Raw genomic sequence first — 18,024 nt, 5'->3', positions numbered from 1 at the left:
TAATGGTTAATATAATTTGCGGTTGTGTGGTGTGTTAAATCTGCGGTTTAACATTTGACAGAGCGGCAAATTAGACAGATATTCAATTATAAGATTTAAACGAAAAAGCAATAGAGATTCTATCTTGAATTCCTACTGCTTTTTTACTATCACTATATTTTAATGCTGGATACCAAAGTCAGGAATGATTATAAAAAAATAAAAGAAGCCTAAGCTTCTTGAATATATTTATTTTTAAATCTTCTTTCAACTGGTCTTACAAGATAATAAACAATGCCTGTAATAATTCCTTTAATGAAATTAAATGGAAAATAAATAATAAAGATTGCTTGACCATATGGTGATAAAAAAGATAAAAATGCTGGAATTGTAATGTTTGATCCATATTGTTGATTAAATGATTGAATATCTATTGCAAATGGTAAATGAGTATACCATGTAGGTTTTTGCATTAAATAAGTAGGTGTCACAAAGAAATAATTAATGACAAACATAATAAAAGCAAAAACAAACATTGTTAAAACCATATCTAAAAAATAATTTTTTAAATTCTTTTCTGGATCAATCTTTTTAGCAAGCAATGAATAAGTCATACAAATTGAAAGTGATGCAATCAAAGCTGCGATTTGACCTATTGCCATTGGTCCTACTGATCCTTTAAATAAAATAGAAACAACAAATTTACAAATACATACAAATAATGCTGGCATAAATCCTAAAGTAGAAATTGCTACAAGAACAACAATTTCCGATAAATCAAGATTTAGCCAAGGAGCAAAGGGATAAGGAATCTCAATGAGATTTAAAATCATCCCTAAAGCAGCAAGCATTGCTGCTAAAACCATTTTTTGTGTCTTAGTACTTTCCATAATAATTCTCCTTTAAAATAAAAAATATCATGAAAATACTAATCTCCATGACTAAAAAACATTATCTAAAAAAATGTCTTTCTTCCATCTAGACTTTCACTATCGGTAAAGGAATTACACCTTTTCTGCATCTGCTCGTGGACTATCACCACCGGTCGGGAATTGCACCCTGCCCTGAAGACTTTCTTTTCATATATATATTAGCACTTCAAAAAAAGAAATCAAATAATATGATTTCTTTAATCGTAAGGTTTGTATTCAACTGTTTTATTTTTAAAATCAATAAATAATTGAAAAGCATTTCGATTTTCATCTTCGTCCCAAATTTCCACAAACTCAGGAGTCACTTCTATTAAAATTTCACTTTCAACATGAGAATAAGCATTATAACTTTGCCATAAATACTCTTTATATTTCTTTTCAAAAACTCTTCCTGGTTCATCTACGACCAATCCTTTATTAACAGCAATTCCTTCAACTTGTGTTCCATTAAAACACATCGCTACTCGATTATTTTTAAACAACTGTTGTGTCTTTCTAAAGTTTTTATCTGTCTTAAAATAGATTTTATCATTATAAAAAATACAACTTACATTTCTCACCATTGGGTAATTATTTACACAACTAGCTAATGCCATAATTTTCCAATCACCCATTTTTTGCTCCATGATCTTTTTTGCTTCTAAAAATTCCATACTCTTATCTCCTTATATAATCCCTTGATATCCTAAAATAAATAAAATCATTGTTACTAAAACAACACCTATAACTACTACATATCCTTTATAAACATTCCCTTGTCGATTTGATTTTTCCACCAAATGACTTCTTCTTAATATTTGTACAATTGGTTTATATAGGAAAAAAACAATTGCTGCATTCATTGTTGCTTTAATCAAATTAAAAGGTAATATTCCTGGAAGTAGTAAAGGTACAATAGCACTTCTTGGCATTCCATAATAAATAGGTGTAATAATATAATTCCAAATAAGCATACTTATTGTTGTACAAATAACACCTGCTATTAGCCCTAAAACTGCTCCTTTTTGATTATGTACTTTTTTATACATAAATGCTGCCATACAAGCAAAAGAACACGTTGAAACCATATTCATCAAGACATCTAAAATATTACCTCCCTTTAACATAATTTCAAAAATCGAACAAATAAAACTCATTAATAATGATGTCATTGGTCCATAAATAAATCCCCCAATAACAATTAAAATATCTTTGGGATCATATCTTAAAAAAGATACTGCTGGCACTATTGGAAATGAAATAAAAACATTAACAATCATCGCCATAGCACAAAGCATCCCCACTGTTGTTATTTTCTTTGTACTCATTTTATATACCTCCTTAAGCAAAGAAAACGCACCTAAAATAATCTTCTAGGTACGTTTTTGTATATAAAAAGTATTACAAAAAACACTTCTTTCATCCAGACTATAACTGTTGCTACTGGAATTTCACCAGTTCGACCATCATTGGTTCGCGGAGTTTACCGCCAGTAGAGAATTTCACTCTGCCCTGAAGTATTATTTTATTGCTTCTTTATTATATAATAATTTCTATTCTTTTTAAAGGTCTATCAAGCCATAATGTTTTAAAGCATAGGCAATACCATCATCATCTACATCTTTTGTAACAAAATCAGCAATACTTTTCAACTCATCCCCAGCATTACCCATTGCTATAGCAAGAGATACATGTTGTAACATTTGTTTATCATTACCACCATCACCAAAAGCCATCGTATCTTTTAAATCAAGACCATAATATTCTAAGAATTTATCAATTCCTAATTGTTTTGTTCCACCAATTGGTGAAATATCACAAAATGTTGGATGCCATCTTGCAGATATACAATGAGGCATATGACTTAAAATTTCTTTTTCTTCATCTTCATCTACAAAACACATGATTTGATAAATAGATTTATCGATGACATGACTACAATCTCCTGCAGGATGATCATCATTATGAGTAATAGCATGAATCGCATCAACACGTTTATCACGATAGTTGAAGTATTTTGTATTTTCTTCTGTAAAACCACAAGGAACTTGATGGTCTTTTAAATAATCTAACAATGCTTGTAAATCTTCTTTTTTAATTGTATTGGAATAAATAATTTGATTATTTGTATAACAGTATTGACCATTTAAAGTAATATAACCATCAAAAGGAAAATCATTTAAAACATCTAATCCATCTTTTCCTCTTCCCGTTGCTATAAAAAGCTTAATTCCATTTTCTTTTAATTTATATAATGCATCAAATGTAGATTTAGGAATCTGATGATTTTTAAAACTTACTAATGTTCCATCAATATCAAAAAAAATTGCTTTTATCATTTTATTTACCTATATCTTTCATATTTTTTAAACGTTCCAAATAACGTTCAATACGTTTTAATTCTTCTCCACATACTCTTTTAGCAGAATAATAATATTCAACAGAACTTTCTAAATTCTCTAATTCAATATTTTTCATTAAATAATTAATAGTTCCTCTATTACCATCCAATAAATGTACATGAGGTAACAATTGATGAAAACTATCTTTAAAATAATTAAAATGTGTACATCCTAAAACAAGTGAACCATAATCTTCAAAATGAAATTTTGAAAGTTCATCTTTTAAATAGGCTAATACATCATTACTATTAAATTCTTGCTTTTCAGCAAAACGTACAAGCTTTGGTAAAGCAACCAAATCAACTAAATGATCTTTATCAACTCTTTCTACCAAATCTAACATCTTTTTACCTTTAACTGTAATCGGTGTAGCACAAACCAACACCTTTTGATTTCCATATAAATCAACTGCTTTTTTGACTGCAGGTTCCATTCCAATAATAGGAATATCATACTTCTTTCTCATCAATGCAACTGCTGCACTTGTTGCTGTATTGCAAGCAATAACAATTGCCTTACAGTCATGTTCAATCATAAACTGAATGATTTCATCTACATAACCGATGATTTCTTCTCTTGTTTTTTCCCCATAAGGAACATGCTTTTCATCAGCATAATATATAAATTGTTCATGAGGCAAAAGTTGCATTGCTTCATACAACACTGATAAGCCACCTATTCCTGAATCAAAAATACCTATTTTCATATAATTCCTCTTTCAATCATTCTACATTTATTATAAAAAAAGATATTGCGTTAAGCAATATCTATTTTTCTTGAAGTGTGACTTCAATTGTTTTTTCACTACCACTACGATTAACAACAACTTTTACTTTATCTCCTGCTTTATGTGAGTAAAGTGCTGTTAAGAATGATTTATAAGTAGTAATATCTTTACCATCTAATTTAACAATAACATCACCTTGTTGAATTCCAGCTTTACTTGCAGCTCCATCACTTGTAAGTTTTACAACATAGATCCCTTCATCAACAGATACTTTAACACCATATCTTTGAAGTTCATATGAAGAATAATCATTTAATGAAACACCTGAAATACCAATAACAGGATGTGATACTTTACCATTTGTTCTAATTTGTTCAGCAACTGTAATAACATCATTAATAGGAATTGCAAATCCCATACCTTCTACACTTTCATCCGAGAATTTCATATTTGTAATACCAACAAGTTCACCCTTCATATTAACAAGAGCTCCCCCACTATTACCTGGGTTGATAGCCGCATCTGTTTGGATAACATTCATATCCCAATCATCAACATTATCATCATTTAAATCAACAGAAACTGTACGATCTGTTGCTGAAACAATACCTTGAGTAACAGTTCCTGAATATTGAATTCCTAAAGGTGAACCAATAGCAAGTACTGTTTCTCCTTTATCTAATAAATCAGAATCTCCTAAATCAATAACACTGACATCAAAATTTGGTTGGCAACGTAAAATAGCAACATCACTATATTCATCACTACCTACAACTTCAGCATCGACATATTCACCATTTGAGAAAACAACTTGTACTTTATTAGCTCCATCAATAACATGGTGATTAGTAATAATATAAGTATATTTACCAGTTTGATCATAAACGACCCCACTACCACTTCCAGATTGTGTTTCACTAGAAGAGTTTGAATTATCACCAAATCCAAATACATTATTTGTTGTATTTTGGTAAACAACTACTCCTACAACACTGTCACTGACTTTTTCGACAACACTTGTAGTATCTGTTTTAACATCATAATTTACTTGTTTAACTGTTCCTTTATTCGTTACAGATGTTGTACTATCACTCGATGATGTCATCATATTATAAAAAACATAGCCATTCATCGCAAAGGAACAAACAATTGCTACAACTAATAAAATCTTTACTACTTTTTTCCATTTCTTTTCTTTAGGTTTATCTTCATCAACTAAAATAAAATTATTATTATCTTCGTTCATAATACTTCCTCCTTGATGCTATTATCATAGAAAATAATTATGTCTAAATTATATCCTCATTGTGGGAAACTTTGGGATTTATAGGCAATCTGACAGTAAAAGTCGAACCTATCCCTAAAGTACTTTCAACATCAATTGTTCCTTGATTCAGTTCTACTATTTTTTTAACAATACTTAATCCTAGTCCTGTTGATATTTTAGAACTTCTTGATTTATCAACTTGATAAAAACGATCATAAATATAATTTAGCTTATTTTTAGGTATTCCCATTCCTTCATCTTGTACACTTAAAATAAAAGTATTATTTTCTTTTTTTGTTTTAATTGTAATGATGCCTTCATTAGAATACTTAATAGCATTAGAAATAAAATTACTTAAAATTGTTTTAACCGTCGCATAATCTAAAATAATTGGTTGATTTATTTTATTATGATAAATCAAAGAAAGATGTTTTTCTTTAGCCATAGGCTCAAATAAATCAATACTTTCTTTAACAACCGCTTTGACATTTAATTCCTTAAAATCCAATTTAACTCTTGTTTGATCTAAACGTGATAATTCTAAAATATCATTAATGATATTTTGCATATGATAACTTTCTTTTAATAAAATATCCATAAATTCTTGAAAAATTTCTGGTGATTCTAAGCCATCTCTTTTCAAGATTTCTACACTTCCAATAATTGCTGACATCGGTGTTTTAAGTTCATGAGAAACATCTGATAAAAATTGTTTTTGCATATCTTCAATTTCTTTCATTTTAGAAACATCTGTAAATAAAACAATTGTTCCATCAAAAATAAGATGTTCTTTATCAGAAAAAACAGGAGATGACTCTACTTGATAATATCTAGATTGTATTTTAACAACTGACGATAACGGTCTTTCAAAAACATAACATTGATCAACCAAATTAAGCATTTCACCCATAAAGATATCTTTATAATATCTTCCCTTTAAATGAGGTATTTCAAAACCTTTTCTAAAACTTTGATTAGTAAAAGCTATTTTCCCCTCTTTATCAATAAATAACATTGGTAAATTCATTGATCGAATCAATTGACTTAATATCTTTTCATGATATTTATTTTCAATCTCTACTTCTTTTAATTCATTATCTTTTTCTCTTTGAAAAAAACGTCCCATACGTTGATAATGTCTTTCTAATTGATAAGCATTGATAGCACAAATAAAGATATAAAGAAACATAATATAAAGACTATAAGCTCTATTAAAATAACAAAGTAATACTGCAACAAATCCCATCAATAAAACTTTCAAATAACTTTTAGTCATCCTTTTTCACCAACTTATATCCAACTCCCCTTACAGATTTAAAAGAAAGTTTACTTTCTTTTAATTTCCCTTTTAATTTAAATACATGAACATCTACAATTCGCGTATCTCCATCATATTGAAAGCCCCATATAGATTGTAATAAAGTTTCTCTAGAAACAGCTTCTTGAGGATGTTCCATAAACATCTTTAACAAATCATATTCCACTTTTGTAAGAACAATAAGCTGATCATCAATAGTTACTTCTCGATTTTTTGTATTCAAAATAACATTTTCAAATTTAATTTCATCTAAGAAATGTTTATGATGTCTTCTTAAATGTGCTTCTATTCTCGCTATTAAAACAGCTGATTGAAATGGTTTCGTTAAATAATCATCCGCCCCTGCTTCTAATCCTTTAATAATATCTTCTTGTTCACTACGCGCTGTTAATAAAATAAGTGGTTTAACATAATCATTTTGTCTTACTTCTTTAATAATAGATACACCATCTTTATAAGGAAGCATCCAATCAATTAAAACAAGATCATAATCATTTTCTAAAATCTTAAAAACTGCTTCTTTACCATCATATAAACTCTCTACACTATAACCTTTCTTTTTAAGTTCATAGGCAAGTATTTTATTGATAGACATATCATCTTCAATTAATAATATTTTATTCATTATTCCCATCATATCTTTCAATTATTCTTTGTACAACTGGGTGTCTTACAACATCCATAGCTGATAAACGAATAAATGAAATTCCTTTGACCCCTTCTAAAATATCTAATGCACGAATAAGTCCAGAAGTTGTATTTCGTGGTAAATCGATTTGTGAAACGTCTCCTGTTACAATCATTTTTGATCTAAATCCTAAACGTGTTAAAAACATTTTCATTTGATTATCTGTTGTATTTTGTGCTTCATCTAAAATAACATAAGCATCTTCTAAAGTACGACCTCTCATATAAGCAAGTGGTGCAATTTCAATAACACCTTTTTCCATAAGCTTTTCAGTTTGTTCAACACCTAACATATCATATAAAGCATCATATAAAGGACGTAAATAAGGGTCTACTTTTTCTTTTAAATCACCTGGTAAAAATCCTAAATTTTCTCCTGCTTCAACTGCTGGTCTTGTTAAAATAATTTTTTTAACTTCATTATTTTTTAAAGCTGCTACTGCAAAAACAACTGCTAAATAAGTTTTACCTGTCCCTGCTGGACCTATTCCAAAAACTACATCATTATTTTTTAAAGCATAATAATAGCTTTTTTGTCCTAATGTTTTAGGATAAATCAGTTTTCCATTATAAGTTCTAGCAATTTTTATATGGTAAAGTTCAGATAGCTGATCTAATTTATCTTTTTCAACAAGTTTTTGAGCATAAATGACATCTCTTCTAGAAATAGAAACTCCTGAAACAATTAATTTTAGTAAAGAATAAATTACTTTCTTTGTTTTTTCAATTTGTTGTTGATCACCAACAATTGACATTTCATCTCCTCTTAAAGAAATTTCAACTTGAAAATGATCTTCTAAAACTTCTAAATTTTCATCTTTGACTCCAGATAAATTAACAAGTTGTTCAATGTTATAAGCTTCTAACTTAATAATTTCTTTCATGAATCCTCCCTAATTGCAATATTTTCTATAAAGACATATTGCATTTTTAATACATATTTCTTCTCTATTATATCATATGATAGTACTTTTTCCCTGTCAATTTTTACATCCTTTGGTAATTGACTCCTTATTTTAAAAAGCAAATAAGCAAAAGCATCTTTATCTTTAACATTTGAAGAAGAGGCTTCTATATAATAATACGTATAAGCCTCAACTCTTCCTTTAGTAGGAATCATTTTTATCTTTTTAGAAGTATCTTCTATTTGATGTGAAATCAAAATATCTCCTTTTTTTACATACTGATTGACCTTTACTAAAATATTTCCCTGCTCAACATTTAACTTATAAATGATACCATCTTTTTTAGCAATATAATCTTGATATTTCAAAACTGTTTTTTGATTATGACTTGCTGGTGTATATTCAACATGTAAAATACTTCCTATTTGATAGATATTTAAATAATCGATTTGTTTTTGATATTTTTTCTTTAAAGAATCATAAAGTTGATTAATTTGTTGATAGGATAATCGAGGATGAACCCTCTGGATTAGATGAGTAAGATCTTTTTGAAGAGCCTGATTAACAGCTGGAAGTGTTCCTTGAATCTTATAGCCATAAAGATATTGAGGAAGAATAAATAAAGTCAATGTAAAAGCAATTGTAAAGATAAGCTGTGGAAACTTAAAAATAAGTAATAAATAATGAAGTAAACCTATACTTTTTTGAATTGGTAAATGCATAGAATAAGTAAGATATCTTTGATAGATGGGCACATAAAATGAATAGTGCATCTCATCGAGTTGATGTAAATGAAAAAGTGTGAGTTGATGTCTTTTAGCTTGTTTTAAAAAAGAAAGAATATCATAAGTTTCAATGACAATATAATCGTAACCTAAATTCATGAAAAAGTAATCGACATAAACTCACCTAATAGCATGACTTCATCTTGACTATAATAATGTATTTCAATATTTTTTCCTTTAATAGAAATGATTTGTTGATCTATTTTACATTCAAAGATAGTCGGCTCTAAAGTTATAATCAACTGATAATGTTTAATTAAAATTCTATTTTTTTGTATGCAAAGCATTCTATCACCTATTATAGGCTATGATACTTCTTTTTCATTATTCTAAAGAGAGATGATTTTTTTAGATATTATTTCTAATGTTTTAAAACTACTCATAGGATTTATTTCTTCAACATATAATAAAGGCGTTTCTTCTTTATCCATCATAAATATTTCTTCTGTATAAGGAAATGCCATATAACTTCTTAATATTTCCTTTACTAGTTCTATTTTTTTATTTTCTATCTTAATTAACCATCTGACACATGTGCATAGTATGGTTCGGATAAATTGAGTACAGTAATAATTGCTTTTTTAGGACATGGATGTGATTTCAAAACATATTTCTGTATTTTGTTCATGAAGTTCTTTCCAGTATATCTATGGTTGAAACGCCATTCTTGTTCATTCAAAAACAAAGGTAAGTCACGTTTAGTTACTCCATGATATATACCAGTAATATTATTCTTTATATCACCAATTAATACATTAAGCCAATACAATCTATGATTTTCTTCATCATAGAGTATTTTTTCTGATTTTAATGTTATTTTATCAGTTAATCCTAAAAAAGTTGTTTTTCCATCAGTGTTTAGTATTCTTTCTTTTGAAAGTATTGCTTTTTTTGAGATGAATCTAACAATATTATTTGTACTATCTACAGCTACTGGCATTAATTTTAAAAATTTTGGATATTTATTTTCTTTATCTGTTGATAACATTACTAAAAAGGGTTGCTGTTCAGTAGCAACTCCTTGTTTGTGTTCTTCTTTACTTTTTGAGCCTATATAAGCAACGTCTGCTTCATAAAAAAAGCTGTCCAGAATTTTTTCACTGTTACTTTGGGACATAAGAATCCTACATTTTCTACAAAGTAATAGCGCTGTTTTATAATTTATTTCTAATTCATTAGCTAATTCAATCGCAGACAAACCTTTATTTGCCGTAAAAAAGAGATACATTCCTAAAATCAATTTATAAAGATCTAGCTTATTATCTTGAAATATAGTATTAGAAAGTAAGTAATGTTGATGACCACATTCTTTACATTGAAAGACATCACCTCTTTTAATGGAATAGTAATGTGTACATCCACATTTTTCACAGTAAAAGCCAACAGGCCATTTCATTTTAAAAAAGAATTTTACACATTCATCATGATTATTTGCATATTTTCTAGTTAAAGTAATTAAAGAATCCTTTTTTGGTTTTTGATTTTTAGCCATAGTATCCACCTCTTTAAGAAAAGTATATAATATTTTAAAGAAGTGATAGATTATACTCCTCGGTTTAAAGTGAGAATAACGGAGTTAAATCAAAAGATGTGTCAGATGGTTAATTAAGTTTTCTATTAAATTTTCTTCAATAAATATCGTTAGATGTTTTCTTTTATAATTTATAGACATATAAAGAGAATAATCAAAAGAAACAGTTATATAGTTTTGAGGTAAAGCAAAAAAACTTATATATTCTAATTGATTATTTTGTATACTTTCTAATAATCTTTTATCTTTTCTATATTTTTTTACTTTGCCAGTATTTTTATTTGTAATACTGATAGCATAATGTGTTATCTTTTTATTAAATATTTCAAATACTTTTTCTATTGTTTGATTTAATTCATCAACTGTTATTTTTTTATCAATCTTTCCTTAATAAGTTATTGTAAATATTTTCATTTTCATCACCTTTTAATTCATTATAAAGCAAAAAAAGTCAACTTATAACGTCAATGTCATTAAGTTAAGGTGGCATTGTACAAAAGACAGTTCTATTTATGTTAAGTTAAGGACAGACATATTTCTATGTTCTGTTCTTTTTGTTTTATCCTAAATAATTTGGTTTATTATCTTATTTTTGACGCACTTTAAAAGAACCAGTGTCTAGGCTCAAAAAAATTTGTGATATCTAGAAAAAATTATGTTAGAATAACTCTGTCAACTTGTTCTATTATTTAACGCTCTTGGTGATTGTCGTTTTATAGAACGTTGAACGTTTCTATCTGGCCTTGATGGGGTCAGATATTTTTTTATGTTTCTGATCAGGATGGATTCTTTTATTTGATTACGAAAATAGTTTCTTATGTTGGTCAATGCTGATCTTACATTGATGTTGTATATGTACTTTGTCTTTTTAATCTCCATCTTCTTTTTTATATTTTGAATGATCAAATTTGCATAGTTATAAAATAAAATTGATGCGTATATTTCCTGCTGTATATGCTGCCTTTTTTTACAATGGAAATAAAGCATGCCAACTGCGTATTTGAGATAATAGAATGCCGTTTCTTCATTCCATCTAAGATGGTAAAGATCTTTGAAATCACTTAATTTGAATTCATTTTCATCAAGATTGGTAACCAATGTTTCATATTTATCACCAGCTATTTTAAATCTTATGATTCTAAAACTAAGATCATAGAAACGATTACAGGCATCGAGATAATCAAAAACAGAAGTTGAAGGAACAAATACAAATTGATTGTTTTCATTTTTCTTGACTTCATTTGTTTGTACATTTGTAAGCGTACGAGTAACAGTAATATCAAATATTTCATCGGGTAGGGATAGAGATGTCAAAATTCCTTTTTTCGTATCGATATCCTTAACTCTGAATACAAATTTTTGATTACTTTCAATACAATGAGCCATGAGATTGTAACTTTCATAGTTTCTATCAGCTGTAATAATTGAATTTTCAGGATAATTACGGTGATTGATAAAATCAATCAGTGCGCTTACTTCACTTTTTTTGGTTGGCAGATCAATTCTTGATTCCCAAAATACATGATTGATACAGTCATACAAGGCATTCAGATGATATTGACAAACAATAGAATCCTGACCATAAGAGATTTGAGTATCATCCTGTAAAAAGGGCAGATTGATATCGGAACCATCCTGTGCAAGAATATAGTAACCATTCAATGTGGACAGATTATCAATGGAAGAAAGAAATCTTCTGTTGATAGATTTAAAAATTTCAGGGTACAACAGGTCACGGCGTTGTGAAACAGCAGATACTGATGGGATATCAGTATCTGAAGAAGTAAAATAATCAGAAACTTCACTTGGCAAAGAGTGAGCCTGCAAACCTAAAATAAATTTAATAAGTGTCTTGGGAGTAAGAATACGGCTTCTGGTAAAATTAGAAACCGGATCAACACAAAAACATCCAATAGACTCTACAGTAGAATCGATAACATCATCCAAGCGACGAGAAATCCACTTTGGGGAATAGTAGGCAATTTTAGTATTTTTATTTGACATAGATAATATCCTCCTTTGAAAAATACACCTACTAAAAAGGGCTTATAATGAATATAAAGAATATTCATTATAAGCCGCACAAAATCAAAGTCATGTCAATAGATAAAAAAAAGAACCCCCATATTTTATAAAATATAGAAATTCTCTTAAAAAAGTCTTAACTTAATGACATTGACTTATAACGTTGACTTTATTTATTTTGATCTTTTCTTCTTAATAATTCATTTCGATAAACAACGAGATCTTTATAAATATCACTTAATGTTGAAAAAACCCATTCTACTCTTTCATCAGGAATACGATTTCTATAAATATAATCTAATTCATGATGAAATTGTTCATGAACTTTTAAAGCTTCTCTTCCTTGATCAGTCAGTCTTAAATAATAAATACGTTGATCTTGAGTAGATTTTTCTTTAATAAGAAAACCTTTTTCTACAATTTTTTTAACAGCTGTAGTTAATGTCCCAAGTGTTACATTTAAATGATTTGCTACTGCTGACATCGAAGGACTTGATTCTTTATCAACAGCTTCTAATACATGCATTTCAGACATTGAAAGCTGTTTAAAAGGTCCTTGTTTTAAATACAATTCTTGTATATCCATTGCAATATTAAAAACATCAACAACTGTTTCTATCGTATCTACTCTTTGTGTCATCTTTTTCTCCTTATTACCCTTCGTATTTTCTAATGTATTGATATCCAATTCCACCAATACCCATATGAGCTCCTACAACAGCTGGTAATTCTCTTACAAGTATTTCACATTCTCCAATTTGTTCAATCAATTTTTGTTTCATTTCTAAAGCTAAACCTTCGCTTAAAACATGTTCAATTGCAAAAACATAGTCCTTATTATTAACCTTACAATCATTGACCATATGTTCAATAATTTTTAAATTTGCTTTCTTAACTGTTCTTACTTTCGCAAAACTATCAATTTTTCCACCTAAATCATAATTTAATTTCATAACAGGTACAATTTTTAAAAGTCCAGCAAGAGTAGCAACAGCTGGTGTAATACGACCACCTTTTTTTAGATGATCTAAATTAGGTACCATAATAATAGTTGCTGAATCTTCAACAAGTTTTTCTAAAATATCTTTAATTTCTGCTGGTGATTTTCCTTCACTTGCAAGTTTTGCTGCAACTTCAATTAGATACTTATGATTACTTGCTGTTCCTTTTGTATCCACTAATGTTACTGGCATATCTAACATATCACAAGCTAACTTCATTCCATTCATTGTAGAAGAAAGTCCTGTTGCTATTGGTAGACCAATAACATGACTATATCCTTGATCTTTAATTTTTTGAACTGCTTCTTGTAATGAACCAGTTGATGGTTGAGAAGTCATCACCATAATATCGTCTTTTTCCATACGTTTAAAAACATCTATACTATGAATTTCAAGATCATCTAAATAACTTTTACCTTCCATAGTAATTGTAAGTGGTGCAATAAATATTCCTTCATCTTCTCTTGAACCTACAGGAATTTGACACCCACTATCCGCTAATATAGCAATTTTTTCCATACTCTCCACCTCTTCCTCATATAATATAACAAATTATAGATTATTTTTAAAGTTTTATGTTATGATAAAAATCGGAAGGTGAAAAAATGAAATCTATTGAAGAAACAATTCAACACACATTAATCATAAAAAAATCAGAATTTATTTGTACGCTCATTCCTTTAAATGATGAAGAAAAAATCAATGAAACTATTGATTACTATAAAGAAAAATATAAAGATGCAACTCATAACTGTGTTGCCTATCTTGTAGGTACAAAAGAAAGAGCCAATGATGATGGAGAACCATCAGGTACTGCGGGGCTTCCTATGTTAAATGTTTTAAAAAAACAAGAATTAAGCAATATTATTGCTATTGTTACAAGATATTTTGGAGGCATTAAATTAGGAGCTGGTGGACTTACGAGAGCTTACACTCAAGCAGTGGCTGAAGCATTAAAAGAGGCAAACATTGTTGAAAAACACTTAATTGATGTTTATGATGTTTCCATTGATTATAGTTTTACCAAAAAATTTGAACATTTACTTAAAGTTAATGATATTGATTGTCTTAATAAAGAATATAATGAACAAGTTACTTATCGTTTATATATAGATGACTTATCTTTCTTCGATACAATCCAAGATTTAACAAGCAATCGTTATAGTAAAGAATTTATAAAAAAAGAATATGTTCCTGTAAAATAGTTTTAGAAAAGCAAAAAACTCTTCAAATCGAAGAGTTTTTTAATTCAACAAATTATTTTGTAATTTTAAATCCACGAGTAATTGGAGCTGCTTGATAGTTTCCACCAAGTGTTACAACTGTCATTACATAACTTCCTGGTTCTGTAGGAGGAGTTGTTGTACTTGAGTATAATTTCCATTTACTTGTAAATCCTGAATATAAGTAATGAATATTGTCTTGAGCAACAGTTACATCACCATTTACAGAAATTGTTGCTTTAAAGTCAAAGCTTTTAGCTTCTTCTGCAGTGATTTTTCCATCTACAAATCTTTGGTTCCAGTTAAGTTTTACACCTTTTGAACGCATCTTAACAAGAAGTGCACCTACACCTACACCAGTTTCATAGTTTTTATTATCAGTTACTGCTGTTACTGAATAAAGACCAGCTCTATTTGGTGTACCAAAAGAAATTCTAACTGAATCTGCAACAGATGGTAATTTATTGATAACTGTTAAAATTTGTCCAAATGTTCCAGTATCAATATGAAGTTTTTCAAGAAGATCTAATAATTCTTGAGTGCTAAATAATTCTCTTAATTCTCCAACTGTTACACCATCATTGATCATTTGAGTGAATGTTTTACCATAAAGTTTTTCAACAATTGGATCTAATAATTTTAATACTGCACTATTTGTATATTTTTCAGGAAGATTCATGTAAATTGATAAATTTGCATTACTTGTTAATCCACCATAAATTGTATAAACATCAAATTTGTCAGCAGGATCCATTGTAATAAAGTCTTCTGGTAATGTTTCATCTGCATAAATATTTGTAGATTTAACTTTTACACTAACTTTTGCTTTATTAACAGTTACTGTACTTTCAGTTGTAGCTGATGGACGATATCCTGCATTTCCTTTATAAGTTACACGGATTTTTTGTTCTCCAGCACCCATTTGTGTATATGTTAAAAGAGTTACTGTACCACCTTCAATTGGAGCCCATTGTTTTACGCCACCATCAATATCACCAGCAAGAGTATTACTTCCATAATATTCGAAAGTAAAATCATCAACTGTTAAAGTATCTTTAGCAGGAAGGGTACTATTTTCCCAATCAATCACATTATCAAAGATTGCTTGTTTCATTACATTTGCATCCACATTATATGTAAAAGAAGCTCCTTCTTTACATACAACATTACTTGCAATACGATTATCTGTTGTTTTTACTTTTACTTCTTGAGTTGTACCTTTATATTCTTTATTACCACCCCAAGAAAATCTAATTGTCCATTCACCTGGACCAAATTTAGTAAATGTAGTTGTCCAATTTGATGAGTCAAGAGGTTGCCAATTTTTAATTACATCAGTTCCTGCATTATATTCAACTGTAACATCATCATATGTTAAAGTTTCTGGATCAGTAGAAGCAATAACAGCTTGATAAATTGCTTTTGCAGTTGCATCATAATCATATGTTTGATCATCATTAAATGCCATTGGAACTTCATAAGAAGTAGCTCCTTCAGCAAGATCTTTTACATTAAATTGAGATTGTTTACGTCCAACTACTGTAATAGTAGTACTAGCTTGTACAGAAGTATTTTCTTTGTTACCTGCATAAGTAACACGAATTTCTTGTTCACCTTCTGGAAGACCTGGATAAGTTAATCCATTAATTTTAGCACCTTCAATTGGTGACCATGCATGACCTAGCTCACCAAGCGAACCTGTTGTTGCTGTTGCATAGTATTCAATTGTTACATCATCTAATGTAAGTCCTTTAGGAGAACTATTTTCAGTATCTACTACTTGTTTCATGATAGCTTTTTCTACAGCTGCATAATCAACTGTTAAATCATCATTATAAACCAATGATACTGATGGATTTTCTTTAAAGATAATTTTTGATTCTTCTTTACCAATTGTAAAATTAACTGTTGTTTCTACACTTGTTGGTAAAGTTGCATTTGTTCCTGCATAAGAAATTTTAATTTTTTGAGAACCAACACCCATTGCTGGATAAGTTAATGCATTAATTTTTGCACCTTCAATTGGTGACCATGCATGACCAAATTCACCAAGTGAACCTGTTGTTGCTGTTGCATAATATTCGATTGTAACATCATTTACTGTTAAATCTGGTGTTGTAGATTTAACAACTGTATTAAAGATATTTTGACGTAATGCATCATAATCAACATTATTGTCATCATTATAAACTAATGGTAAAGTAACATCTTCATTGACTTCAATTGTTGATTCTTCTTTACCGATACCAATATTAACAGTTGCTTCTGCGCTTGTTGAATAATATGTATCACTTCCAGCATAAGAAACTCTAATTTTTTGTTCACCTACTGGAATACCTGGATAAGTTAATCCACTAATTTTACCACCATTAACTGGTGCCCACGCTTTTCCAAGAGATCCAACAGCTCCTGATGTTGCTGTTGCATAGTATTCGATTGTTACATCATTTAATGTTAAATCTAGTGTTGTAGAATCTACAACGGCATCAAAAATATTTTAACGTACTGCATCATAATTAACACTTCCATCATCATTGTAAACAAGATTAGCTGTTGCATCATCTTTTAAAGTAATAGCTGAAGTTAATTTTTTAGCTTTAGTAAGTGTAACTTCTTCTGTTGATCCTTTTAAACGAATTTTGTAGCTACCATCACTGTTTTTGGCTAGAGATGGATGAGTATAATCAGTTTTTACCCAATTTCCTGTTTGACTTGTAAATCCTTCAATACTTCCCCATGCGGTATTTTTTAACACACCTGTACTACTTTTACCTTCACATTCATACTCCCATTCTAGACTTTGTAAATTTTGTTGATCTGGGTTTGTAAGTAATGCTTTACCTAGAATTTCTCTTACTTGGTCTAGTGATGCATCCGATGGAATAATTGCTGTTCCATCATGTAGCATTGTTGTTGATTGGCTTACAACTTGTTGTGCAGAAATAGCATTTTCATACGCAAATACACTCTGTGCACCTAACGGCTGTGCCACCATTGTTGCTGTCAATGCGATTGCTAGCAACTTTTTGCTTTTCATTTTTTTCATATTTCTTCCCTTTCTGCTTACGTGGTAGTGTCAAAAATCTATATTAAATAGCGTAAATACACTACCCTCAATTTATCTATATAAACAGTAAAATGATTACTGAGTATATCTTAGTAATCATCTTTTTTTCGTTTTATACTAAAAAAGATGAAATTCCTATGTTATACTTTTTTGCGCTAACAATAATCTAACGAAAGGATATTTCATCATGCAAAGT

Annotated in this window: 19 protein-coding genes and 2 riboswitches; of the genes, 1 reads left to right on the top strand and 18 read right to left on the bottom strand. The window is 29.1% G+C overall.

Annotated elements, in window-relative coordinates:
- Positions 1–209: 209 nt before the first annotated feature.
- The 16 genes from ACLVEP_RS09255 to ACLVEP_RS09180 all read right to left on the bottom strand — a co-directional run bounded on the left by ACLVEP_RS09255 (position 210) and on the right by ACLVEP_RS09180 (position 14,057).
- Positions 210–869, bottom strand: coding sequence for a Gx transporter family protein (locus ACLVEP_RS09255; RefSeq protein ID WP_412584380.1), 660 nt, complete (start codon positions 867–869; stop codon positions 210–212).
- 71 nt (positions 870–940) lie between these two features.
- Positions 941–1,055, bottom strand: a riboswitch (FMN riboswitch).
- A 53-nt stretch (positions 1,056–1,108) separates the two neighbouring features.
- On the bottom strand, positions 1,109–1,564 hold the full coding sequence (locus ACLVEP_RS09250) for a pyridoxamine 5'-phosphate oxidase family protein (RefSeq protein ID WP_412584378.1): 456 nt from the start codon (positions 1,562–1,564) through the stop codon (positions 1,109–1,111).
- 12 nt (positions 1,565–1,576) lie between these two features.
- Complete coding sequence (locus ACLVEP_RS09245; protein WP_412584376.1) at positions 1,577–2,218, bottom strand: ECF transporter S component; 642 nt, start codon at positions 2,216–2,218, stop codon at positions 1,577–1,579.
- 79 nt (positions 2,219–2,297) lie between these two features.
- Positions 2,298–2,414, bottom strand: a riboswitch (FMN riboswitch).
- A 38-nt stretch (positions 2,415–2,452) separates the two neighbouring features.
- Positions 2,453–3,229 (bottom strand): Cof-type HAD-IIB family hydrolase, encoded by a 777-nt coding sequence (locus ACLVEP_RS09240; RefSeq protein WP_318000110.1) that lies wholly within the window; start codon positions 3,227–3,229, stop codon positions 2,453–2,455.
- Between the two features lies 1 nt (position 3,230).
- The gene (gene murI / locus ACLVEP_RS09235) at positions 3,231–3,998 is read right to left on the bottom strand and encodes a glutamate racemase (RefSeq protein ID WP_412584373.1); all 768 of its coding nucleotides are present in this window, start codon (positions 3,996–3,998) and stop codon (positions 3,231–3,233) included.
- A gap of 61 nt (positions 3,999–4,059) precedes the next feature.
- On the bottom strand, positions 4,060–5,265 hold the full coding sequence (locus ACLVEP_RS09230; RefSeq protein WP_318000107.1) for a S1C family serine protease: 1,206 nt from the start codon (positions 5,263–5,265) through the stop codon (positions 4,060–4,062).
- A 43-nt stretch (positions 5,266–5,308) separates the two neighbouring features.
- On the bottom strand, positions 5,309–6,562 hold the full coding sequence (locus ACLVEP_RS09225; protein ID WP_412584372.1) for an ATP-binding protein: 1,254 nt from the start codon (positions 6,560–6,562) through the stop codon (positions 5,309–5,311).
- Positions 6,555–7,229: a response regulator transcription factor gene (locus ACLVEP_RS09220; RefSeq protein ID WP_412584371.1), complete on the bottom strand. Its 675-nt coding sequence runs from the start codon at positions 7,227–7,229 to the stop codon at positions 6,555–6,557. Before ACLVEP_RS09220 ends, ACLVEP_RS09225 begins: the two co-directional genes overlap by 8 nt.
- Positions 7,222–8,175, bottom strand: coding sequence for a PhoH family protein (locus ACLVEP_RS09215; RefSeq protein ID WP_318000104.1), 954 nt, complete (start codon positions 8,173–8,175; stop codon positions 7,222–7,224). The genes ACLVEP_RS09220 and ACLVEP_RS09215 overlap by 8 nt, the downstream gene beginning before the upstream one ends.
- Positions 8,172–9,080: a sporulation protein YqfD gene (locus ACLVEP_RS09210; RefSeq protein ID WP_412584369.1), complete on the bottom strand. Its 909-nt coding sequence runs from the start codon at positions 9,078–9,080 to the stop codon at positions 8,172–8,174. Before ACLVEP_RS09210 ends, ACLVEP_RS09215 begins: the two co-directional genes overlap by 4 nt.
- Positions 9,077–9,268, bottom strand: coding sequence for a YabP/YqfC family sporulation protein (locus tag ACLVEP_RS09205; RefSeq protein ID WP_318000102.1), 192 nt, complete (start codon positions 9,266–9,268; stop codon positions 9,077–9,079). Before ACLVEP_RS09205 ends, ACLVEP_RS09210 begins: the two co-directional genes overlap by 4 nt.
- 42 nt (positions 9,269–9,310) lie before the next feature.
- A complete protein-coding gene (locus tag ACLVEP_RS09200; RefSeq protein WP_412584367.1) occupies positions 9,311–9,445 on the bottom strand; it encodes a hypothetical protein in 135 nt (44 codons plus the stop codon).
- Positions 9,446–9,498: 53 nt separating this feature from the next.
- On the bottom strand, positions 9,499–10,473 hold the full coding sequence (locus ACLVEP_RS09195; RefSeq protein WP_257360652.1) for an IS1595 family transposase: 975 nt from the start codon (positions 10,471–10,473) through the stop codon (positions 9,499–9,501).
- A 711-nt stretch (positions 10,474–11,184) separates the two neighbouring features.
- The gene (locus tag ACLVEP_RS09190) at positions 11,185–12,516 is read right to left on the bottom strand and encodes an IS4 family transposase (protein ID WP_412582691.1); all 1,332 of its coding nucleotides are present in this window, start codon (positions 12,514–12,516) and stop codon (positions 11,185–11,187) included.
- 190 nt (positions 12,517–12,706) lie between these two features.
- The gene (locus ACLVEP_RS09185; protein ID WP_412584365.1) at positions 12,707–13,177 is read right to left on the bottom strand and encodes a MarR family winged helix-turn-helix transcriptional regulator; all 471 of its coding nucleotides are present in this window, start codon (positions 13,175–13,177) and stop codon (positions 12,707–12,709) included.
- 13 nt (positions 13,178–13,190) lie between these two features.
- Positions 13,191–14,057, bottom strand: a complete 867-nt coding sequence (locus ACLVEP_RS09180; RefSeq protein ID WP_318000099.1) for a DegV family protein — start codon at positions 14,055–14,057, stop codon at positions 13,191–13,193.
- 86 nt (positions 14,058–14,143) lie between these two features.
- Here ACLVEP_RS09180 and ACLVEP_RS09175 point away from each other — a divergent pair, with 86 nt between their 5' ends.
- A complete protein-coding gene (locus ACLVEP_RS09175; RefSeq protein ID WP_412584363.1) occupies positions 14,144–14,743 on the top strand; it encodes a YigZ family protein in 600 nt (199 codons plus the stop codon).
- 52 nt (positions 14,744–14,795) lie between these two features.
- Here ACLVEP_RS09175 and ACLVEP_RS09170 read toward each other — a convergent pair whose 3' ends face one another.
- Together ACLVEP_RS09170 and ACLVEP_RS09165 are read right to left on the bottom strand one after the other, a co-directional pair.
- Positions 14,796–16,745, bottom strand: a complete 1,950-nt coding sequence (locus ACLVEP_RS09170; protein WP_412584361.1) for a hypothetical protein — start codon at positions 16,743–16,745, stop codon at positions 14,796–14,798.
- Between the two features lie 513 nt (positions 16,746–17,258).
- Positions 17,259–17,807: a hypothetical protein gene (locus ACLVEP_RS09165; protein WP_412584359.1), complete on the bottom strand. Its 549-nt coding sequence runs from the start codon at positions 17,805–17,807 to the stop codon at positions 17,259–17,261.
- Positions 17,808–18,024 lie beyond the last annotated feature (217 nt).

The organism is Faecalibacillus sp. (assembly GCF_047023275.1).
Classification (GTDB): domain Bacteria; phylum Bacillota_I; class Bacilli_A; order Erysipelotrichales; family Coprobacillaceae; genus Faecalibacillus.
This window is presented reverse-complemented; position numbering and strand designations above follow the sequence as displayed.